This window comes from Rheinheimera tilapiae, from assembly GCF_042432165.1.
GTDB lineage: Bacteria > Pseudomonadota > Gammaproteobacteria > Enterobacterales > Alteromonadaceae > Pararheinheimera > Pararheinheimera tilapiae.
In genome coordinates this window covers 503,052-524,373 of record NZ_JBHLXP010000003.1, presented here as the reverse complement: position 1 = coordinate 524,373, position 21,322 = coordinate 503,052, and the positions used below count along the sequence as shown (strand labels likewise).

Genomic DNA, 21,322 nt, shown 5'->3' with positions numbered 1-21,322 from the left:
TTCATGCCGCTTAGCGCGGGCAGATGGCGGTGGATTCGCGCACCAGCAATTCCGGAATAAATACCGGCTGCTGTTCAACGGCGCTGCGGGTATTACCGGGTCTGGTGTGACGAAACAACAATTCGGCCGCTTGCGAGGCGATGGTGCTGTTGGGCTGGTTGGCGGTGGTCAGCGGTGGCCAGGTCTGGCGCGAGAACGGGCTGTTTTCAAAACCAACAATCGACAACTGCTCTGGAATTGCGACATTGGCCAGACGAGCGCTAAACAACGCACCGGCGGCGATTTCGTCGTTACAGGCAAAGATCGCCGTTGGTTTATGCGTCAGGCCTAACAAGTGCTTGGCGCCTTTGATGCCGGATTCAAACGAATAGCTACCGGGTAAAACAAATTTCGGATTGGCCTGAATACCGCGTTTAGTCAGTGCCGCCTGAAAACCGGCCAGACGTTCGCCACTTGAGCTGTGTTCTTCATCACCGCATAAAAATGCGATATCGGTATGACCCAGTTCCAGCAAATGGTTGGTGATTTTAAAGGCGGCAGTGAAGTCGTCGACTAACACGCAGTTAGTCAGTTTCGGCGATGGCGTTGAGCCGGAAATGATCCGGACAAAATCCACTTCAATCCGTTCCAGCGCTTCGGCTATTTCCGGCATTTCGGAAAATGGCGGTGTCAGCACCAAACCAGCCAGGCGCGAATGCTGCACGACATCAATCACTTCCTGCACAATATTGGCGGACTTGGCGTTGGTCGGGTGGATCAACAGTTCATACCCATGCTTGCGGCACGCATCGAGCAAACCTTTTTGCATGTCGATGATGTAGTAGGCGTTTGGGTTATCGTAGATATAACCGATGCTGTAAGAGCGGGTGCTGGCCAGATTTCGCGCGGCCGCATTCGGCTGATAGTTCAGCTGGGTAATGGCGGCTGTGACTTTATCCAGCGTGGTTTTTTTCACCGACGGCTCGTTATTCATCACCCGCGACACCGTCTTGATTGACACTCCGGCCAGTTCAGCGACGTCATTAATCGTTACTTTCATAGCGCTTCCAGGCAAATTAAAGGCTGTCAGTCGAGTGGTCACAATGCCTGTAACAACCCGAAACGCTGATGTTTTGCACCAGCAATGACAGCGGTAGTCATTTTGTAAGAATTATTGAACTAAGGGATACAACGTTTTGGCCAAAACAGCAATTGTTTATTTATCAAAAAATGAGCAATGGAGTGGCTGAAATATTTCTTAGTTAAAATAATACAGCAAATACAGCTGGTTATGAGTGGTTTGGGTAGCAAGGTAAGGAAAATTTCGCTGTCCTGTTCTAAAATCAGTCGCGATCAGCTGGTTGTCCTGATCGGAAAAATCAGTCTAAAAAATCAGCGGATGGGGTTTGCAAAGTAAAAATAATTTGTGTATGTTGAGATTTAATGACAGCGTTGTCATTGCAGAGCAGAAAAAATTCATCGCACACGAAGAAAAAAACAGGAATGGGAGAAGCTTATGTCGCACAATAAAATGAATAAATGTGCCGTAGCGGTCAAACTGGGTCTGATGGTTGGTACTGTGGCGTTTACTGCGCCGGTATTCGCTCAGCAGGCACAGGCTGATGGCGCGAAGAAAGATCAGCAAGTCGAAGTGATTCAGGTTCGTGGTATCCGTGCTTCTCAGGAAGCCAACTTAAATGCGAAACGTTTCAGCGATACTATCGTTGACGTCGTCACCGCAGAAGATATCGGTAAGTTCCCGGATAAAAACGTTGCTGAATCTCTGCAACGTGTACCAGGCGTGACGATTCAGCGTCAGTTTGGTGAAGGTGCCGGTGTATCTATCCGTGGTTCAGGCCAGGACTTAACACTGACTACTTTGAATGGTCAGAACGTCGCGTCTACCGGTTGGTTCGTGCTGGAACCTGCCCGCCGCAGCTTCAACTATGAATTATTACCTTCTGAACTGGTTGGTAATCTCGAAGTGTACAAAGCTTCTCAGGCTGACCTGAGCGAAGGTGGTATCGGTGGTACTGTTGTGGTGCATACCCGCAAGCCACTGGATCTGGATGCCAACACAGCTTATGCCTCTATTGAAAGTACTCATCAAAGCGACTCAGGCAGCAATGATCCACAACTGTCAGGCATGTACAGCTGGAAAAACGACGCTGAAACTTTTGGTACTTTAGTGTCGCTGGTTGCGCAAGAGCGCAGCCTGCAACGTCAGGGTAACGAAGCGTTCTGGGAATGGGGTGCAGGCCCTGTTGGTTTCGAACAGGATCGTAAACGTTCTGCTTACACCGCTACTTTACAGTTCGCACCACGCGATAACCTGAACATCGTGTTCAACGCTTTAGATATGCAAATGGACGCGGATAACACCAATTACGCACTGTGGCTGACGCAGGCTGACACCACTTGGGGTGGCGGCAAAACTGAAGCCTGGATCGGCGGCGACGGTAAAACAGCCGGTGCACAGGGTGCGCAGGCAAAAGGCCCGTTAAACGTGGCTTATTATCAAGCTCGTCCACGCGAAGCAACAATGAACTCAGAAGTTTACGATCTGAAGTTCGAATATGAAGGTGACGGCTATAAGTGGGCTACTCAGGTTGGTGATACGTCTTCAACCGGTGGTACAGACTTTGAAATGGTCGTTGACGATGGTACTGGCGGTACACCAATCGTAGGTGGTAAGTATGACTTCACCGGTGGTGGTCAGAGCTGGGCGCCAGGTAACCTGAATATCGCGGCATATGACCCGGGCTCACTGGCCATGGGAACAGGCCCGAACTTCAACAAAACGCCAAAAACAGATGGCGAAAGCTACATCCAGTCTGATCTGACTTTCCCATCAAATCTGGGTCCGATCACTGAATTTAAAACCGGTTTCCGTTATGCCGATCACAACACCACCAGCCGTCGTTTTGAATTTATTCAGAAAGCAGGCTTCAATCCGGTGATTTCAACCAAAGACCTGCAAGCTGGTTCTATCGATGTTGGCGCTGGTAACTACAGCATCAAGAAATTTGACGTGAATAAGCTGAAAGCCTGGGCTAAATCCAGCATCACCGGCGAAACCGAAGATTTAGGTGCATATTCAGAAATCACTGAGAAAAACGCTGCTCTTTACGGCATGGCTGTATACAGCACAGACAAAGTCCGTGGTAACTTCGGTGTTCGTTATGTCACCACTGACGCGACGTCAACGTACTATGTGAACAAGAAAAAGACTGAATCTGACGCAGATTATTCTGAGTTCCTGCCAAGCTTCAACATGGTGGTAGATCTGGCGGATGACAAGATCCTGCGTGCTTCTGCGGCCCGTGCTCTGGCACGTCCACAGTATGTTGATATGTACGTGAACCCGAACGTCATGGGCACGAACGATGACACACCAAACAACCAGCGCTGGATTGTGGGTAACATCGGTCTGAAACCATTCATTTCTGATCAGTTCGACCTGGGTGTTGAGTGGTACTACGATGCCAACTCTATGGTATCTGCTGCACTGTTCCTGAAAGACGTGAAGAACTTTGTCAACATCGCTCAGGGCACTGCAACTGCTGCAGAAATCCCGTTCCCGCTGACTCGTCCGGATGAAGCTGCGAACGGCTGGATCACGGAACAAAAAGGCAATGGTAAAGATGCCTCTATCAGCGGTATCGAGTTACAGCATCAGGCATACTACGGCAATGGTTTCGGTACCATCGTCAACTATACCTACACAGATACTGAAACTGACAAAGATACTTTCACTGACATGAACCCAATCCTGAGCGACAGCTCTCGTCATTCATACAACCTGACTGGTTACTATGAAAATGATCTGTTCCAGGTTCGTGTTGCCTACAACTGGCGTAGTGAATACATGATCCGTGAATCAGGTTCTTACGGTAACCGTCTGCATGACGACTTCGGTTCTCTGGACCTGAGTGCTGTGTACCATGCAACAGACTACCTGGACGTGAAACTGGACGTGAACAACCTGCTGGAAGAAAGTTCTAAACAGTTTGGTAATAACAACAAACAAACCAACTTCTCGGGTTTCGCCAAAGGCTTCCCGCTGTATGAATATGAAATGGCCCGCCGTATTTCTTTAGGCGCCAGCTTCAAGTTCTAAGTTGTTGATTGGTTGAAAAAAAGGGAAGGAAACTTCCCTTTTTCTTTCTGTGTGAGTCTGGGCACAAAATGTTGTGCTAAGCAGTTCACAGTGTTTTGACCCACACTTCTGCAGGACAGGAAGCCAAGCGCTTCGCAAAGTGCACAATCCCTGTAATGCTGATGTTTTTTTCATTTACCGAGGAGCCGAAGTATGAGCCAACCTGTGGTCGCCCTGCATCCTGATGTTCATCGCCAGGTGCGTTTAACTGAATCCCGTAGCTTTGCTCCGTTTGCCAAACAACATTTGTTTCCGGTGTCTGTCCACGAGTTTGTCCGGGCCAGTTCAGAGTTTCCGCTAGTGTTTGTTAAAGACAGCGAAAGTGGCCAGTTTCGTGCTGTGATGTTAACCGGGCTGGTTCCGGGTGAGAATTTGTATGCCACTGCACCCGTCAGTCCGAATTACCTGCCACAAGCTGTCACTAACTATCCATTGGTGTTAATGGCCAATCCGCAGCAGCCGGACCAATTTAGTATTGGCCTGAATACCGCAGCCTCGCAGGTGCAGGTCACGGCTGGGGAAGCATTATTCAGTGAAGGGCAGGAGACGCCTTATCTGACCAAACGTAAGCAACAATTGCTGCAGAGTTTTGAGCAATTACAGATCACTGCTGCTTTTGTCGAACTGCTGCAACAACATGAACTGCTACAGCCGCAAGGCTTCCAGTTCGACTTAAAAGGTCAGCAGCATCAGCTGAACGGGATTTATATCATCAGCGAAGCCAAACTGAATCAGCTGTCTGCGGAAGTCTTTGCTGATTTGCGCCAGCGCGGGTTTTTGCCGGCCATTTATGCACAGCTGACATCGTTGCATCAGCTGAACCGGTTGGCGGCACTGAAAATCAGTCAGTTGGTTTGACGGAGGCGCAGATGCAGCAGATCCGTAAAGTCCTGATCGTCGGTGGTGGCACTGCAGGCTGGTTAGCCGCTTGCCATCTGGCGAAGAAGCTGTACCGGCCAGACGGGTCCGGTGTTGATATTTGTCTGATCGAGTCGGCTGAGATCCCAACCATAGGCGTGGGAGAGGGCACTGTCCCGGCGATCCGGCAAAGTCTGCAATATCTGGGCATCAGCGAAACCGAATTTATCCGCGAATGTGACGTCACATTTAAGCAAAGCATTCAGTTTGTCGACTGGGTGAAAGCCCCCGGCCAGATCAGTCCGAATTTTTACCACCATTTATTCGATTACCCGGACCTGGCGACACTGGATCTGACGCCCTATTGGCTGCAGGGGCAGGCTGGCGAATGTTCTTACGCCGATGCAGTTGCTGTGCAAGGGCGGATCTGCGATGCCGGCTTTGGCCCCAAAACCATGCTGCAGCCTGAGTTTCAGGGACTGACCAACTATGCCTATCACCTCGATGCCGCTAAATTTGCCACATTACTGACGCGCCATGCCACGCAGAAGTTGGGTGTGCGTCATCTGCTGGGGAATGTTGGCGCCGTGCGCTTTGCTGACAACGGCGATATCGCCGCGATCCAGACCGATGCACATGGTGAACTGACTGCCGACATTTTTATCGATTGCACCGGTTTTCGCGCTTTGTTGATTGGGGATGCCTGTCAGGTGCCTTTTATCCCGAAAAACGACGTGATGTTTGTCGACCGGGCGTTAGCGGTCCAAGTGCCTTATCGTGACCCTGAAGCGCCGATCCCTTGTTACACCATCGCGACGGCACAGCCCGCCGGCTGGATCTGGGACATTGGTCTGACCGAGCGGCGCGGCACCGGCTATGTCTATTCCAGCCGCTATACGTCTGATGACGAAGCACTGGCGGTCTTGCGTCAATATCTGCAGGGGGATGCCGACCACCTGACACCACGGCGGATTGAGATGCAGGTTGGTTACCGGGAAAAGTTTTGGCACCGTAACTGTATTGCGCTGGGCTTGTCGCAAGGCTTTGTTGAACCGCTTGAAGCGACGGGCCTGCTGGTCTATGACGCAACGGCCCGTATGCTGGCTGATTCATTTCCGGCGCATACTGGCGTGATGCCGTTGCTGGCAGAGCGGTTTAATCAACGCGTGCGCACGGCCTGGGACAAAGTCATCGACTTTATCAAACTGCATTATTTCCTGTCGCAGCGGGATGACAGCGCATTCTGGCGTGATAATCGCGACCCGGCCAGTTGCCCGCAATCTTTGCTGGATAATCTGGCCTTGTGGGCGCATCAGGTGCCAACACCTTATGATTTCCACAGTAAGCTGGAAATCTTTAATCTGGAAAACTACCTGTATGTCCTATACGGCATGCGGTTTGGCACTGATCTGAGCGCCCAAAAGTATCGGTTGACGCAGCCAGAGCTCGCGGCCCAGATGTTTGCTTTCTACCGGCATAAAGCGCAGCAATTGCAAACCCAGCTATTGCCGCATCGAGAGTTACTCAAACGCATCCGGCAGTTTGGTCTGCATAAAGTCTGAAGAGGTCCACAACAATGATGAAATCGATATGTATAGTGGGCGGCGGTTCTTCCGGCTGGATGACAGCGATTTATCTGAACCGTTATTTCAATCAGTACCAAGCGCAGGTACAGGTCCGAGTCGTTGAAAGCGAAGACATCGGCATTATTGGTGTCGGCGAAGCGACAGTGCACAGCATCCGCTATTTTTTTGCGGCGATGGGCCTCGACGAGACCGAATTGCTGGAAGCCACCAACGCCACCTTTAAAACCGGCATTATGTTCAGAAACTGGATGAAACCGGTCGATGGCCAGATGCATCAGTATTTCCATCCGTTTGATCAGTTGAAACCACCGATGGATCTGGATATTTCAACCAGCTGGTTACTGGACCGCCGGTTTGAATTGGAGCGGTTTGACCAGGGCGTCAGTTTGTCGTCTTTCCTGATCGCCAATGGCCACAGCCCCAAAACGCCGCAATCGGCGCCATATCAGGGCGTGGTGCCTTATGGCTACCATCTCGACGCGGTAAAAATGGCGCGGTTCCTGCGCAAAAAAGCCATCGAAGCCGGCGTGCTCCATAGCGTTGCGACGGTCAGTGATGTGGTTGTCGCGAACGGCAACATTCAGTCGGTGCAAACAGATCAGGGCGAATTTAGCGCGGATATTTTTATCGACTGTACCGGCTTTCGTGGCTTATTGATTGATGCGCTAAAAACTGACAACTGGCAGTCTTTTACCGATGCCTTGCCCTGTAACAAAGCGGTGGCTATCCAGCGGGAATTGCCTGCCGAACCGAAGCCTTACACTACTGCAACGGCGTTAACCAATGGCTGGGTGTGGGAAATTGATTTGGTCGACCGGCAGGGGACCGGGTATGTCTATGATGGTGCACGACTCAGCCGGGAACAGGCCGAGCAAGAACTCCGCGACTATCTGGGGCCGGAAGCGGCGGTGCTGAAATGTACGCATCTGGATATGAAAGTGGGTTGCCGTAAAGAATTTTGGGTGGGGAACTGTATCGCGATCGGCCTGGCGGGTGGTTTCATCGAGCCATTAGAATCGACCGGGTTGCATTTGATTAACCTGGGAGTCCGGCTGCTCTCGACACATCTGGCCGGCAGCGAGCTGACCCAGCCGGTGCGGGATTCCTATAACCGGCTGATGAACGGTTTTTACACGGATTTAAAGCAGTTTATCGTGTTGCATTATTGTCTGACCGATCGTGACGATACGGCATTTTGGCGCGAAGCGGCTGCCAAAGCTGAGTATTGTCCGGGGTTAGTGCCACAACTGGCGGCCTGGCGTTACAAAGTCTGTGAATACATGGATTTGGCCGGGACTTTTTCCACCACCTTCACTGATGAAAACTACCGTTTCATTCTGTATGGTATGGGCCACTATCCGCAATTACAGGCAAGATCAGACAATCGGCAATTTGATGAGCTGTTCAGTAAAGTCGGGCAGCAGGGCAAGCATGCAGTATTGAGTACTTTGCCATTGCCAGCCTGGATCCGTCAGATGCATGGCATGAAATCCAGCATCTGAACTCTGTGTTAAAAGCGGCTGACAACGCTATCTAAAGCCGCTCTTTCAGATGGACGCAGTTGCTTAGGCAGACTTTTGTATCCTGCCTGTGTCTGACTGGTCCTTCAACTCCTGCGGCCAGATGGCAACCAGAAAAATGTCGGAAAATTCGACAAATAGGTAATGACAGCGTTGTCATATGCTGATAGGATGCTTTTAACATGAACACAAAGTCAGTTGTACTTCTGTTTATGCCAGCCAGAATCAGTTGACGCAGCGCGACCTGATCCTGGTGCACAGTATCGGATTGACTGGTGTCCGGTACTGTCTCCCTTGTCGCAGACTGACGCATTGGTAGTTGGTGTTTCAGGCTGACCAGCCACACGGATGTTGTGTTTATTTGCCAATCCTTATCCAAGGGTATTTGCAGGATACTGAGTTCAGTGTCCTGCTTTTTTTATGCATGCAGCCTCTGGCATTCATCCTGTGACCGCAATTATTTCTTATCTGAGCACTCAGGGCATTTTGTCAGCCCAGCATCTGCGTTAGTCTGCTTTTTTCACCGGAGGTTAGTCAGATCATGAACAACAGGTTGCGCTGGGGGATTTTAGGCTGTGGCAATGTCACAGAGGTGAAAAGTGGCCCGGCTTATCAGCAAACACCGGGTTTTGTGGTGCAGGCGGTGATGCGTCGTGACGCCGCGAAAGCGGCTGATTATGCGGCCCGCCATCAGGTGCCGGTTTGGTATAGCGATGCCGATGCCTTAATCAATGATCCGCAAATCGACGCGGTATACATCGCCACCCCACCAGACAGCCATCTGCTGTATGCTCTGAAAGTCGCTGCGGCCGGCAAAATTTGTTGTGTCGAAAAGCCGATGGCGCTGAATACACAGCAGTGTGCAGAGATGAATGCGGCATTTGCTGCCGCCGGAGTGCCGTTATTTGTCGCTTATTACCGGCGCAGTTTGCCGCGGTTTTTGCAAATCAAACAGTGGCTGGATACCGGGCGCATTGGCATAGTGCGCCACGTGCAGTGGAACTTTAGCCGCAGTGCCAATCCGCTGGATTTAACCGGCGCCGCCAACTGGCGCACTGATCCGGCGCAGGCTGGCGGCGGTTATTTTGTTGACCTCGCCAGTCATGGCCTCGACTTATTAATGTATTTGCTTGGCGACATCACGCAAGTGCAAGGACAGGCGCTGAACCAACAAGGTTTGTATGCCGCCGAAGATGCGGTCACGGCTCAGTGGCGGTTTGCACCGGATGCCGCTGGGCATGTCGCGACTGGCAGTGGCTTCTGGCATTTTGGCACCGACGGTCGGCGCGATGCGGTCGAAATTATCGGCAGCAAGGGCCATATCCGTTTTTCCGTGTTTCAGGACGAGTCGTTACAACTGACCGTAAATGGAGTGACGGAGGAGATCTTTATCGAGAATCCGCCACATATTCAGCAGTACCATGTGGCGAATATCGCTGCACAGCTCCGGGGTGACGTGCCACATCCGTCGTCAGGCGATAGCGCGATACGCGCAACTGCAGTGATGGAACAGATCCTGGCAGGGCGGATGTAAGGGTTAAACTGTTTGATGCGCCAGAGATAACAAAGCCGGTTTATACCGGCTTTGTTCATTTTCTGTTTTATCAGTTCTGCGGCGTATTATCCGGCAATTTGCTGATCCGGCTGCTACGGCCATCGACACTACGGCTACGTAACCAAACTTCGGCACTGGCGTTCACTTGCACACCTTCTTGATACCGTAACCAGCTTTTGCCCTGATCCAGGCTGTATTCGATAGCGATGCCCGGCAGCGATACATTGGCCTGCAGCACACCATTTTTAATAGTGGCCCCGACCACCGGCAGATAATAATGCACACCGGCTAAGCTCATTTTTGGCAGCTCTTTTTCTGCCAGCACACGGGCAAACATCTGCCAGGATTTATCACGCGCAGCAGTGTCGGCCTTATCACCTTCCCAGGCGGCATGATGCCAGGCACGTTCAGCGATCGGCACCAGACGTGGAAATAACATCTGCTCCAATTGCTCAGCGGTACGGATCGTTTCAGTCCAGACCTGGCCTTGCACGCCGAGAATATTCTCCGGTTTTTCCAGAGTTGGCAGCGCGCGGCCGACTAACTGTTCCAAATCGGTGATCACAGCGCCACTGCGGGTTTTATCGGCGTTGGCATACACGTGATCTGGCATATAGCCAAAGATCCGTTTGGGGTCGGTATAACGCGCAGCCCAGTAATAGCCACGCTCTTCCGGATGGGCTTCATTCGGGTGATCCAAATACAAGTGTGTACCGTGTGATAACACCACCTGATAACCGGCATTGGCCAGCCGGTACGCTCGGTCCGCTACACCCCATTCCCAGATATTGTCCCAGACGTTGGCATACACCTGTTTGCTGGCAAACTGATCGCGGTTAAACGGGTTGACCGGATCATACATCAGGCCGTCCTCCCAGCCGCCGAGCGCCAGCTGGCGTTTGTGTAATAGATCCGCGACTTTACTGACAAAGTACGGTTTTAAATCCGCCACACCGGCCACGCCTGGCAGCGCTTTAGCGAACAATGCCTGACATTGTGGTGAGGCAGTCCAGCTACCGGCGCCTACTTCATCACCGCCCATATGATAGGTATTCAGCTTCAGTCCGGCGGCGCGGTACATCTGCTGCAATTCATAAATCACCTTGTCGATAAAGGCATAACTGGAGTCCATACAGACGTTGACCGAGTTATCGTTGTAATTCTGTACCGTCAGGTATTTCGAAGTATCCAGCGGATCGCTCAGCAGATATTGTTCGGCTTCCGCTTTTTTACCTTGTTTCAGCAGTCGCTGGTAACGCGCCTGCATCGATTTGATCGCAGCACGGGCATGGCCCGGCATATCAATTTCCGGGATCACTTCGATATGGCGGCTACTCGCGAATTTCAGGATCTCAATAAAATCGTCGCGGCTGTAAAAACCATTGCCGGAGCCATCTTTGTGCGGGCCTGTTCCCAGCTGGGTCAGCAGGCACTGTTGCTCACTGAGATCAAAACAACGTGTTGCGCCGATGTCGGTCAGTTCCGGCAGGCCCGGGATCTCCAGACGCCAGCCTTCATCTTCAGTTAAATGCAGATGCAGTTTATTCATTTTATAACGTGCCATCTGCTCGATCAGCCGCAGTGTGACCGCTTTACCATGGAAATTCCGACCCATGTCGTAATGCATACCACGCCAGCGATAACGCGGGCTGTCGCTGACTTCCTGTTGTGCCAGGCTGACACTGTCAAATTGCGCCGGAGTCAGGCTTAACAGCGACTGCAGGCCATAAAACACACCGGCATTGTCCGCGCCGCTGATGCTGATCTGGCTGTCGGTAAGCTCTAGGCGATAACTTTCCGCCGTTTTTAAGCTGGGGTCGACGCGCAGCACAATCTGTTTTTCCGCCGTATCGGCGACGCCTGGTGTTTTATTCAGTGCCAGTCCGGCCTGACCAAAACGTTCCTGCAAATAAGCCGCTTCTGCCGTGAGCCGGCCAGGAAAACGGATGCTCCATTGCTTATCCAGCAGCAAGGTGCCGCCGGTCAGGCGTTGTTGTCTTGGCGTTGGAATGATTTGGTCCGCGACTTTCAGATCAGTTTTTAGCGGCGCATTCACTGCTATGTTGTCCTGATAACGGCTCTGACTGTCGGCCACTTTATATAAGTCAGGTTGTGGCTTCTGGTAGCGATAAAGCTGTTCTTTCGTACGAAATGGTGCGACAAACTTCGTCAAATCTTCCGTGTCGGTGTTGCGGAAGATCTCCGGTTGTAACGACCCTGCGACAATAAAGGCACGAGGCATAAAATCGCTATAACTGACCAGTGAAGGCGCACCGCTGACTTCAATGGCGATGGCAGCACCTGGCGCCAGACCTTTAAATGCTTTGGTTGGTGTCAGTCGATGTAAGTCACCCTGAATATGCTCGAGCTTCAGACCGGATTGCACTTCTGCAGTGAGCAGGCGCACAGCATGAAAATAAATCTGCCAGTTACCGGTGCCGGCGGCTAAGGCCTGGGTTGATTTGTTGTGCAGACGGTATTGGCCTTTAAAAGTGCCGGGCTTTTCCTGAAAATTACTGATCACGGCCATCTCAAACTGGGCTTGACTGGCGAATGTCTCTAAATCTGTCTGCTGGGTAAACTGGCGGGCAAACAGCGTGGGAGCAAACAGCAACGCTGCGGCGGCTGTGGCAAAAACAAGCTGAGATCTCTTCATCGTATTTCCTGTTGCAAAAAGCAGTATGGACACACTGCTTATCCGTTTTAAGCGGTTTTCCTCAGAGATTACGATATAGTGACTGAGTTAACTCGCTGATTTTTATTTTGTTTTTAATATGCGCACTGACAATACAGCTAAATTAAGTCTGATTTTTAATCAGGGGTCTTGTTATTTGTCAAAATTATTATATGCTGAACTGAAAAAATGACAACGCTGTCATAATTAAAAGTGCCGAATATTTCTACAGGGGCCTCTGCAGGCTTCCTGACCCGGCAAAGACAGTCGCATGGCGTGCAACGAGGGTGCTTGATGAGTAGCGAAGCAGGGCAGCACAGCCCATTGTATTTAGGCATTGATGGCGGCGGCAGCAAATGTCGTGTCGTGATCGTTGATGCAGCGGATCAGCTGTTAGGTGAGGGGCTGGGTGGTCCCGCCAATCCATTGCGTGGCATGAAAGTCGCGACTGATTCTATTCTCACCGCTACACAGCAGGCTTTGCAGGCTGCCGGCATGACATTTAATGACATGTCACGTCTTATCGCCGGTGCCGGCCTTGCCGGCGTTAATATGCCGCAATATTTCCAATTATTCAGTGAATGGCAACATCCGTTTGCCGAATTCCATCTGACCTCAGATTTACATACTGCCTGCATTGGTGCGCACAAAGGCGAAGATGGTGCTGTAATTATTATCGGTACAGGCTCCTGCGGCTTGGCTGATGTCAAAGGTCAGTGTCTGGATATCGGTGGTCATGGTTTCCCTTATGGCGATAATGGCAGTGGCGCTTGGTTTGGAAATCAGCTGGTACACCATGTACTGCTGCACAAAGACCAGATTGGTGCTGCAACCTTGATGACTGAGCTGCTGACATCAGCGCTTGGGGTCAGTGGAGCCTTGGAAATCGTCAGTCATTTTATGCATGCCACCCCCACCGTCTTTGCTCGCTATGCGCCTCTGGTTTTTACTGCAGCAGAGCAAGGAGATCAGGTCGCTGCTGAGATTATTCAGGCCGGTGCCCGTCATATCGAGAATATTGCTTTACGGCTGTTTAGTCTGGATCCGCCGCGCCTCGCACTGATTGGCGGCCTTGCTTATAAAGTGCAGCCATATTTATCCGCACAGGTACAAGCGTTAATTGTACCAGCGCAGGCGGCCCCTGAATTTGGCGCTGTCTGGTTCGCGCGTCAGCGCCGGGCCCGCAGTCAACACGAATTTTTATCTGTCTCCAATCAATGAAGTGAGTATTCGCATGACCAGCACCATCATGGCGCAAGAAGCCGCAGAAGCCCCAATCCGTATCCGTGAGCAGCTCCAGACCAATGCGGCAACTATTGCCGCTGTGGTTGCGCAGATCCGTCAGCGTCAGCCGAAATATGTCTACATGGTAGGCCGAGGTTCATCAGATCATGCCGGCGTGTTCGGTAAGTATCTGATTGAAAGCGTGATTGGCCTGCCAGTTGTCGCAGCAGCGCCATCAATTGCCAGTGTTTACAACAAACAGCTGCAATTGACTGATGCACTGGTGATTTGTATTTCGCAAAGCGGCCGCAGCCCGGACATTCTGGCGCAGGTCGCGATGGCAAAAAACACCGGTGCACTGGTGGTTGCTTTGGTGAATGACACCACGTCGCCGCTGGCAGAGCAGGCCGATTTTGTCGTACCGTTATTCGTCGGACCGGAAAAAGCTGTGGCAGCGACTAAGAGTTATTTGGCCACTTTAAGCGCATTATTACAGCTGGTTGCGGTCTGGTCCTGTGATGCAGAATTGCAGGCGGCAGTCGATCGCTTACCGGAATTGCTGCTCGAAGCACAGCAATTACCGGCGCAACTGACCGCTGAAGCTGTGGCTAACGTGCAGCACTGTGTGGTGCTCGGCCGTGGTCCTGGTTATGCTATTTCTCGTGAAATTGCGCTGAAGTTAAAAGAAGTCTGCGGCATTCATGCCGAAGCTTTCTCCAGCGCAGAGTTTCTGCACGGCCCGGTCACGCTGGTGAAAGATCAGTTCGCGATTATTGACGTGTCGATCCAGGACGAAGCCTATCAGGCGCACAAAGCGCAGATCGCTGAAGTGCAAAGCCGTGGCGCCAGCCTGGTCCACCTGCATCATGCTCAGCTTGCCAGTCACCCACGTGTGCTGCCGTTGTTGTTGTTACAACGGTTTTATCTTGATGTGGAAGCGGTCGCGCGCAGTCGTGGTGTCAACCCGGATGCACCGCCAGGCTTAAATAAAGTGACGAAAACAGTTTAACGAAATCAAACGAAACCATTTAGTGCGTACGAATGGTTTCGTTTTTCTTGTGCCTGACGTAGTATGGCTCTTGGTCGTCTGGAAAAGTCAGGATTAAAGGAGCGGAATTGATGCAACAACCCACGCAACAGCAGTGGTCAGTGGCGCGATTATTTGATGGCGAACAGTGGCACACCAACGTCAGAGTGACGGCCGAGGCTGGCTTGATCACAGGAATCGCGGCCTGTTCTGCGGCTGAATGTACTGACATGACGCTGGCCCCCGGTTTTATTGATGTACAAGTTAATGGTGGCGGTGGGGCTTTATTTAACACTGCGCCGACCATCGACAGCCTGCGGACCATGCTCAAAGCCCACGCCGGTTTTGGCACGACCGCGATGTTACCGACCGTCATCACTGACTCTGTTGCGACGATGCAACAATGCGCCGATGCCATTGCAGCGGCGGTTGCCGCCTGTGAGCCCGGTATTTTCGGCGTGCATTTTGAAGGCCCGCATTTATCAGTTCCAAAACGTGGTGTGCATCCAACAGAGCATATCCGCGGTTTATCTGCCGACGAACTTGCCTTATATGGCCGCACCGATTTAGGCATCAAGCTGGTGACCGTCGCGCCGGAAAATGTTACGCCGGAACAAATCCGTCAGTTAGTTGAATTGAACGTGATTGTTTGTCTCGGCCATTCCAACGCCGACGGCGCGACCGTTGAAGCCGCGCTGGCCGCCGGTGCAACCGGTTTTACCCATTTATATAACGCGATGTCGCCGTTGACCTCACGTGAACCCGGCATGGTGGGGGTCGCGCTGGCAGACCGCAACAGCTGGTGCGGTATCATTTTTGATGGACATCATGTCCATCCGGTTGCAGCAAAATTGGCGCTGGCCGCTAAACCCCGCGGCAAAATGCTGATAGTGACAGACGCCATGTCGCCGGTCGGCACCAATGACACTGAATTCCCGTTTTTTGCCGGCAAAGTCACCCGCGTTGGCAATAAACTGACCAATGATGCCGGCTCACTGGCCGGTTCAGTATTGGATATGGCCGCTGCAGTACAGTATGCCGTGACCGAACTCGGTACTGAGCAAGGCGAAGCGCTGCGGATGGCCTCCCTATATCCGGCCGAGTTCTTAGGTATCGCTGACCGTGCAGGCCGGATCGCGGCCGGTTACCGCGCCGATTTGGTTCTGCTTGATCAAAAAGGTGTGGTACAACAGTGCTTTATTGCCGGTCAGTCGTTGAAATAGTTTGAAGTGACAACAAGCAGCAAGATCACAGGGCAACAAGGCTGGCGTCTATGTCAGCTCAAATAATAACAACCGATTAGAGGTGAATATGGATACGGTATTGGAACGACCGCAGCAAAAAAATACAGTGCTGCCGATGGTGATCATCGGGACTTTGTTTTTTGTGTTTGGTTTTGTTACCTGGCTGAACGGATCTTTGATCCCGTTTTTGAAGTTGGTTTGTCATCTGACCGAATCGCAAGCGATGTGGGTGACATTTGCGTTTTACATCGCTTATGTGGTGATGGCTTTACCGATGTCGTGGGTACTGAATAAAGTTGGTTATAAAAACGGTATGGTGGCTGGTCTTGGTATTATGGCGGCCGGTGCGCTGTTATTTATTCCGGCGGCACAAACCACGTTGTACAGCTTGTTTCTGGTTGCCTTATTTACACTTGGCACCGGTTTAACCATTCTGCAAACCGCTTCGAATCCTTATATCGTCTGTATTGGTCCACGCGAAACAGCTGCGATGCGGATCAGCGTCATGGGGCTGGTGAATAAAGGCGCGGGCGTGTTAGTTCCGCTGATTTTCACCGCCTGGATCCTGACCGGTATGGACCAGTTCACACCAGAAGTACTGGCTGCGCTTAGCGAAGAAGAAAAAGCCAGCCGTATCGCGGAGTTATCTAATCGTCTGGTTACGCCTTACATCTATATGACTGTTGCATTGCTGGCGTTAATGGCTTTTGTGAAGTTCTCGCCATTACCTGAACCTGAGCTGGAACAGCCGGTTGAGCAAGGTGTTGCGCCGGAACATCGCACCTCAGTTCTGCAATTTCCGCAGCTGATGCTGGGTGTGGCAGCGTTGTTTTTCTACGTTGGTGTCGAAGTCATCGCTGGCGATACTATTGGTTTATACGGTCAGCACCTCAACGTGTCGCATTGGGGCGCACTGACATCTTATACGATGGTATTCATGGTGTTAGGTTATCTGGTTGGTGTCAGCTGTATTCCAAAATACCTGTCACAACCGCGCGCGCTACAGGGCTCGGCGGTGTTTGGCATCCTTTTTACCCTGGGCGTGATGTTTGGTTCGGCTGAAAGCCATCAGCTGTCGGCATTGATGTTTGGCTGGGCCGGTATTCCAACGGTACCGGACACTGTGTTGTTCCTTGCGATGCTGGGTTTTGCCAACGCGCTGGTGTGGCCGGCAGTTTGGCCACTGGCACTGGAAGGGCTGGGTAAATTCACCGCAACAGCTTCAGCGTTATTGATCATGGGCATCGCCGGTGGCGCGATACTGCCAAAAGTTTATGGTTATCTGTCCACCGCGTCCGGCGATGCCCAGGGCGCTTACTGGATGATGATCCCCTGTTACGCTTTTATCCTGTACTACGCCTTTAGCGGCTATAAAAAACGTCAGTGGTAATAGACGTTTAGTGATTGGAACAACAGGGCTGGCTTTGTCAGCCCTGTTGTATTTCGGAGAACAATAACAATGCAAAATACCGGACGGTTTTACGCGCTGGATGTGCTGCGCGGACTCGCAATTGCGCTGATGATCCTGGTCAATACGCCAGGCAGCTGGTCACATGTGTATAGCCCACTGCTGCATGCCAGCTGGGATGGATTTACTTTTGCCGATATCGTCTTCCCAGGCTTTTTGTTTGTCGTCGGCGCAGCGATGGCATTTTCGTTAAAAGATGCGCAGTTGAATGGCGCCATGCTACTGAAAATTCTCAAGCGTGGCCTGTTGATGTTTGGCTGTGGCTTGTTACTGAATTTCTTAACGCATCCGGACCTGTCGACTTTACGCATTCCAGGCGTGTTGCAGCGTATTGCCATTTGTTATGTCATTGCCGCAGTGCTGATCCTGAGCCTGCCCAAACGCGGGCTTTGGGCTGCGATAGCGGCGCTGCTTGGCGGCTATTTTGCGCTGTTGCAGTTGTCTACATCCCCATTTTCGTTAGAGCACAATATCGTCCGTGTTGTGGATTTAGCTATTTTCGGCGCTGAGCATGTCTACAAAGGCTTCGGCATGCCCTTTGACCCGGAAGGTTTGTTAAGTAGCTTGCCGGCCACCGTCAACGTATTGCTAGGCTATCTGGTCGCGACCGGCCTTAAAGGCAAAGCACCGCAGCAAGCGGTGCGTGATCTTGCCGCTTTTGGCGCTGTGTTGGTCATTCTTGCATTGGCTGGTCATTGGTTTTGGCCGGTGAACAAAGCGTTGTGGTCTGGTACTTATGTGGCGCTGAGTTGTGGTTTGTTATTGTGGCTGCTGGCGGTCTTGGTCTATCTGGTGGATATCTGCAAAGCGACTCGGCTGACTGAACCGTTGCGGATTTACGGCACCAACCCGTTGTTTATCTACATGTTGAGCTGGATGTTCGCCGTGGCTACCGGGCGTTGGCTGAGCTGGTCGGTAGGTGAGGGCACGCAGTCAGTCGCCGGGCTATTGTATGACGCATTATCATTGGCAATGCCACTGCAGCTGGCATCTTTGGTGTTCGCGCTGTTACATGTCGTGCTGTTCTGGTCCTTATCAGTCTGGCTGTACCGCCGGCAGATTTTTATCAAACTCTGAACCAGTGAAATCGGCCGGTACAAACCAATAGTGCCGGTCTGTAAAGTTTGTATCCGGGCTCAGGCCCGGATCCCACAACTCCAGCTCAATCTGCTGTATCATGCTGCCGGCACGGATGCCCCTGAACGATCGCCCGCTATTCACTCAGAACCACGCTCGGTGATCTCACGCGGTGCGGTGAGAAATCGCTTAGAACCGGTATTCCCAGCTGCCAGCTGCACTGACCTGGCGATCCAGCTCAGGCCTTAATGGCGACTGCTGCAGGTAGCGTAGCTGCAGACTGAGCAAGCCATCAAATAAACCTCGGCGGTGCTCCAGCTTCAGCTGCCAGCTGGTATCCGAGACTGCGACCTGATGATAGCGTGCCAGCGTCAATTGCGCTGACCAGCTGATGCCCGCGGTGGTCTGATAATGATAGGCGCTACTAAGCACCTCAGCATCAGCGCCATATCCACTGCCGATAATGCGCCCATAACGACGATAGCCATCCGGATAAAGTCCGCCCTGATACGCGCATTCTCCGGCGTCTAACTGGTCGGCACATTTGAGGTATGTATCTGAATACTCGAGGTTAACAGTATGAATGCCTGATGCTTCGCCAAAATAGCTACGCACACCCCAGAGTTGTAATAGCTCATCTGGAGCGCCGCTCTGATTGTCATCATCTGCCAGTTCGGTATAGAGCGTCAGCGGAAAACCTGCCAATTGCAGGTGCCAGGCTGCATCGACCGCAGCACGCTGGTCGGCTGGAATTTCATCACGTTTGTCATAGCTGACCAAATCCCACAGGGTACTGAACCCGTTACTGCGGCCTTGGCCGCCCCATTGGATCACACGGCTGGCGCCCAGTTCGATAGCCGGTACTGGCCTGAGCGTCAGTCGCCCCCCCCAATAACGGGTTTGTGGCACCACACTGTCATGCTGGCCATAGCCAAGGAAAGTGGTGGCCGACCAAGGACCCAGCCAGCGCAACCAGCTGCGTTCATCCGCTTGCCAGCCATGCCGGGTTAGCCGGACGCTGGGCATCGGCCGCGCATTATTACTGAGCAATAAGCTGCTTTGTTGTCCCGGCCCCCACCAGACAGCTGCCTGGTCGACCTGTAATACCCAGTTACCGCGAATTAACGCCAGATAACTGCCGTCCAACGTACTGGCTTGTTCGGTGTTGTTGTCATCCAGCTGGCGTTGGTTCACTTGCAGCCGCCCGGCCACCGCATCGGATTGCACTTCGTGGAATAGACTGGCCGCGGCGTCTTCATAATAGGTTTCACCAAAATACTGGTGATTGGCCGTTGCGCTGTTGGCTTTAAGTTTCAGACCAGTCTGCTGACTTTGCCGGTTGACCGTTAACGCACTGCGTAAATGCGCCACTGCGAATTGCAGCGCCGGGCTTAAAGCAGCGCTGTCGATCCGATTTAAATCGATGGCAATATTCTTCCACATGATGGGATAAGTGTTCACCGGGCCGCTCAACAAGCCAGCTTGGGCCAGGCTTTGTAACGACTGACGCAGATAGTTGTCCTGCGTATCGAGCCAGGGGGTGGCAACAGCTGGTGCGACAGCAAGCGCCAAAGAGAATGACAGCGAGTACAGCTTCAGTTTCATCGGCCTAATTTCCGGTTAAGAGCATCCAGCACCTGAGTTGCGACAAATGGCGACACGTCGCCGCCATGCCGCGCCACTTCTTTCACCAGCGTGGATGAGATAAACATGTTTTTTTCTGATGGCGTCATAAACAAGCTGTCGAGATCCGGGTTCAGTTGACGATTCATGCTGGCAAGCTGGAATTCATATTCAAAGTCAGCGACGGCGCGCACCCCGCGGATCAACACTTGTGCCTGATGGATACGGCCAAATTCAGCCAACAGGCCGGTAAAACCAACCACCTGCACGTTTGGCAGTTCGGCAAATACCTGCTGTGCCAGTGCGACCCGTTCCTCGAGACTAAACATCGGCTGTTTACTCGGATTTGCAGCGACTGCCACAATTACTTCGTCAAACAAACGTGCTGCGCGGATCACTAAATCAGTATGGCCATTGGTCAGCGGGTCAAAAGTACCGGGATAAATCGCTTTGGTTTTCATGCAGGAACCTGTGGTTGCCTCTGCTTTGGCGCAAAAGCATGCGCTGCAGTCAGGACTGGTAATTTTTTTCGATTTGACGTTACTATACCAAAATAATTCCTTTCACTATAAGCCCGTGCCGGTCATGGACAAGAAGTTGCGCACTAAAGATAAAATATTACAAGCCAGCATCGAGTTGTTTAACCAGCAAGGCGAGCGACAAATCACCACTAACCATATTGCGGCCCATCTTGGCATCAGTCCGGGTAATCTGTATTACCACTTCCGGAATAAAGAAGACATTGTCCGGCAAATCTTTAAAGAATACGCCAAGTTGCTGGACAACCGCCTACAGCCGCCAAGCCGGCATTCAGAGGCGCTGGATGCATTGGCGCAATATCTGGATATAGTGTTTGAGCTGATGTGGCGTTTTCACTTTTTTTACGCCAACTTGCCGGACATTCTCAGCCGTGACCCCTTGTTGCAGCAAGATTATCTGCAAGTGCAAAAAGGTGTTCAACTTAAAGTAGTCTCAGTGCTAAAGGCGTTAAAAGCTGCGGATGTCATTGAAATTGATGATGCTGATATCGCCAACTTTGCCCACACCATTAAACTGGTCGTGACGTTCTGGATTAGTTACCTGAAAACTCAGGCTCCTCAGGCGGCGATCGACCAGACGCAGGCTTACCAGGGTGTTTTAAAGGTGTTGCTGTTATTTAAACCTTATTCGTCAGCTCATGCTTTGCCACGCATTGAGAATCTGCAACGGCATTATCAGCAGCTGGCTGGTCAGCCATTGCTGAATTAATCGCCGAGTATTCGCTGGTTGATGCGAAAGCGGTAAAGAATTGATGCACCTAATGATGTGTTTTGTTGCATTTCGTTACA

The 21,322-nt window shown here is 51.8% G+C and carries 15 protein-coding genes; 11 read left to right on the top strand and 4 right to left on the bottom strand.

Annotated elements, in window-relative coordinates; all coding sequences use genetic code 11:
* Window positions 1-10: 10 nt before the first annotated feature.
* Window positions 11-1,039 carry a LacI family DNA-binding transcriptional regulator gene (locus ACFFJP_RS13215; RefSeq protein ID WP_377244744.1) on the bottom strand — a complete coding sequence of 343 codons (1,029 nt, stop codon included), beginning with the start codon at window positions 1,037-1,039 and terminating at the stop codon, window positions 11-13.
* A gap of 456 nt (window positions 1,040-1,495) precedes the next feature.
* Between ACFFJP_RS13215 and ACFFJP_RS13210 the strand changes: the two genes are divergently transcribed.
* The 5 genes from ACFFJP_RS13210 to ACFFJP_RS13190 all read left to right on the top strand — a co-directional run bounded on the left by ACFFJP_RS13210 (window position 1,496) and on the right by ACFFJP_RS13190 (window position 9,636).
* On the top strand, window positions 1,496-4,099 hold the full coding sequence (locus ACFFJP_RS13210; RefSeq protein ID WP_377244741.1) for a TonB-dependent receptor: 2,604 nt from the start codon (window positions 1,496-1,498) through the stop codon (window positions 4,097-4,099).
* Window positions 4,100-4,291: 192 nt separating this feature from the next.
* Window positions 4,292-4,996 (top strand): SapC family protein, encoded by a 705-nt coding sequence (locus ACFFJP_RS13205; protein WP_377244738.1) that lies wholly within the window; start codon window positions 4,292-4,294, stop codon window positions 4,994-4,996.
* 11 nt (window positions 4,997-5,007) lie between these two features.
* Window positions 5,008-6,558: a tryptophan halogenase family protein gene (locus ACFFJP_RS13200; RefSeq protein WP_377244735.1), complete on the top strand. Its 1,551-nt coding sequence runs from the start codon at window positions 5,008-5,010 to the stop codon at window positions 6,556-6,558.
* A gap of 14 nt (window positions 6,559-6,572) precedes the next feature.
* Window positions 6,573-8,084, top strand: coding sequence for a tryptophan halogenase family protein (locus ACFFJP_RS13195; RefSeq protein WP_377244732.1), 1,512 nt, complete (start codon window positions 6,573-6,575; stop codon window positions 8,082-8,084).
* 559 nt (window positions 8,085-8,643) lie between these two features.
* Window positions 8,644-9,636: a Gfo/Idh/MocA family protein gene (locus ACFFJP_RS13190; RefSeq protein WP_377244729.1), complete on the top strand. Its 993-nt coding sequence runs from the start codon at window positions 8,644-8,646 to the stop codon at window positions 9,634-9,636.
* Window positions 9,637-9,706: 70 nt separating this feature from the next.
* Here the strand turns inward: ACFFJP_RS13190 and ACFFJP_RS13185 are convergent, their stop codons facing one another.
* Window positions 9,707-12,313 (bottom strand): beta-N-acetylhexosaminidase, encoded by a 2,607-nt coding sequence (locus ACFFJP_RS13185; RefSeq protein WP_377244726.1) that lies wholly within the window; start codon window positions 12,311-12,313, stop codon window positions 9,707-9,709.
* Between the two features lie 312 nt (window positions 12,314-12,625).
* Here ACFFJP_RS13185 and nagK point away from each other — a divergent pair, with 312 nt between their 5' ends.
* From nagK to ACFFJP_RS13160, 5 genes are all read left to right on the top strand, one after another.
* Window positions 12,626-13,552 (top strand): N-acetylglucosamine kinase, encoded by a 927-nt coding sequence (gene nagK / locus ACFFJP_RS13180; protein ID WP_377244723.1) that lies wholly within the window; start codon window positions 12,626-12,628, stop codon window positions 13,550-13,552.
* A 13-nt stretch (window positions 13,553-13,565) separates the two neighbouring features.
* A complete protein-coding gene (gene nagB-II / locus ACFFJP_RS13175; RefSeq protein ID WP_377244720.1) occupies window positions 13,566-14,564 on the top strand; it encodes a glucosamine-6-phosphate deaminase NagB-II in 999 nt (332 codons plus the stop codon).
* Between the two features lie 110 nt (window positions 14,565-14,674).
* Window positions 14,675-15,805 carry an N-acetylglucosamine-6-phosphate deacetylase gene (gene nagA, locus ACFFJP_RS13170; RefSeq protein ID WP_377244717.1) on the top strand — a complete coding sequence of 377 codons (1,131 nt, stop codon included), beginning with the start codon at window positions 14,675-14,677 and terminating at the stop codon, window positions 15,803-15,805.
* Window positions 15,806-15,893: 88 nt separating this feature from the next.
* Window positions 15,894-17,216 (top strand): sugar MFS transporter, encoded by a 1,323-nt coding sequence (locus ACFFJP_RS13165; RefSeq protein WP_377244714.1) that lies wholly within the window; start codon window positions 15,894-15,896, stop codon window positions 17,214-17,216.
* A gap of 69 nt (window positions 17,217-17,285) precedes the next feature.
* A complete protein-coding gene (locus ACFFJP_RS13160) occupies window positions 17,286-18,371 on the top strand; it encodes an acyltransferase family protein (protein ID WP_377244711.1) in 1,086 nt (361 codons plus the stop codon).
* A gap of 189 nt (window positions 18,372-18,560) precedes the next feature.
* On the opposite strand, the gene ACFFJP_RS13155 is transcribed toward ACFFJP_RS13160, so the two are convergent.
* Window positions 18,561-19,976: a capsule assembly Wzi family protein gene (locus ACFFJP_RS13155; RefSeq protein ID WP_377244708.1), complete on the bottom strand. Its 1,416-nt coding sequence runs from the start codon at window positions 19,974-19,976 to the stop codon at window positions 18,561-18,563.
* Window positions 19,973-20,455 (bottom strand): pantetheine-phosphate adenylyltransferase, encoded by a 483-nt coding sequence (coaD, locus tag ACFFJP_RS13150; protein WP_377244705.1) that lies wholly within the window; start codon window positions 20,453-20,455, stop codon window positions 19,973-19,975. Before coaD ends, ACFFJP_RS13155 begins: the two co-directional genes overlap by 4 nt.
* A 124-nt stretch (window positions 20,456-20,579) precedes the next feature.
* Here coaD and ACFFJP_RS13145 point away from each other — a divergent pair, with 124 nt between their 5' ends.
* Window positions 20,580-21,242 carry a TetR/AcrR family transcriptional regulator gene (locus tag ACFFJP_RS13145; protein ID WP_377244702.1) on the top strand — a complete coding sequence of 221 codons (663 nt, stop codon included), beginning with the start codon at window positions 20,580-20,582 and terminating at the stop codon, window positions 21,240-21,242.
* Window positions 21,243-21,322: the final 80 nt, after the last annotated feature.

Bases quoted from the DNA above. Each gene is read 5' to 3' on its own strand.
- ACFFJP_RS13215 (WP_377244744.1), bottom strand. From the start codon at position 1,039: ATGAAAGTAACGATTAATGACGTCGCTGAACTGGCCGGAGTGTCAATC.
- ACFFJP_RS13210 (WP_377244741.1), top strand. From the start codon at position 1,496: ATGTCGCACAATAAAATGAATAAATGTGCCGTAGCGGTCAAACTGGGT.
- ACFFJP_RS13205 (WP_377244738.1), top strand. From the start codon at position 4,292: ATGAGCCAACCTGTGGTCGCCCTGCATCCTGATGTTCATCGCCAGGTG.
- ACFFJP_RS13200 (WP_377244735.1), top strand. From the start codon at position 5,008: ATGCAGCAGATCCGTAAAGTCCTGATCGTCGGTGGTGGCACTGCAGGC.
- ACFFJP_RS13195 (WP_377244732.1), top strand. From the start codon at position 6,573: ATGATGAAATCGATATGTATAGTGGGCGGCGGTTCTTCCGGCTGGATG.
- ACFFJP_RS13190 (WP_377244729.1), top strand. From the start codon at position 8,644: ATGAACAACAGGTTGCGCTGGGGGATTTTAGGCTGTGGCAATGTCACA.
- ACFFJP_RS13185 (WP_377244726.1), bottom strand. From the start codon at position 12,313: ATGAAGAGATCTCAGCTTGTTTTTGCCACAGCCGCCGCAGCGTTGCTG.
- nagK (WP_377244723.1), top strand. From the start codon at position 12,626: ATGAGTAGCGAAGCAGGGCAGCACAGCCCATTGTATTTAGGCATTGAT.
- nagB-II (WP_377244720.1), top strand. From the start codon at position 13,566: ATGACCAGCACCATCATGGCGCAAGAAGCCGCAGAAGCCCCAATCCGT.
- nagA (WP_377244717.1), top strand. From the start codon at position 14,675: ATGCAACAACCCACGCAACAGCAGTGGTCAGTGGCGCGATTATTTGAT.
- ACFFJP_RS13165 (WP_377244714.1), top strand. From the start codon at position 15,894: ATGGATACGGTATTGGAACGACCGCAGCAAAAAAATACAGTGCTGCCG.
- ACFFJP_RS13160 (WP_377244711.1), top strand. From the start codon at position 17,286: ATGCAAAATACCGGACGGTTTTACGCGCTGGATGTGCTGCGCGGACTC.
- ACFFJP_RS13155 (WP_377244708.1), bottom strand. From the start codon at position 19,976: ATGAAACTGAAGCTGTACTCGCTGTCATTCTCTTTGGCGCTTGCTGTC.
- coaD (WP_377244705.1), bottom strand. From the start codon at position 20,455: ATGAAAACCAAAGCGATTTATCCCGGTACTTTTGACCCGCTGACCAAT.
- ACFFJP_RS13145 (WP_377244702.1), top strand. From the start codon at position 20,580: ATGGACAAGAAGTTGCGCACTAAAGATAAAATATTACAAGCCAGCATC.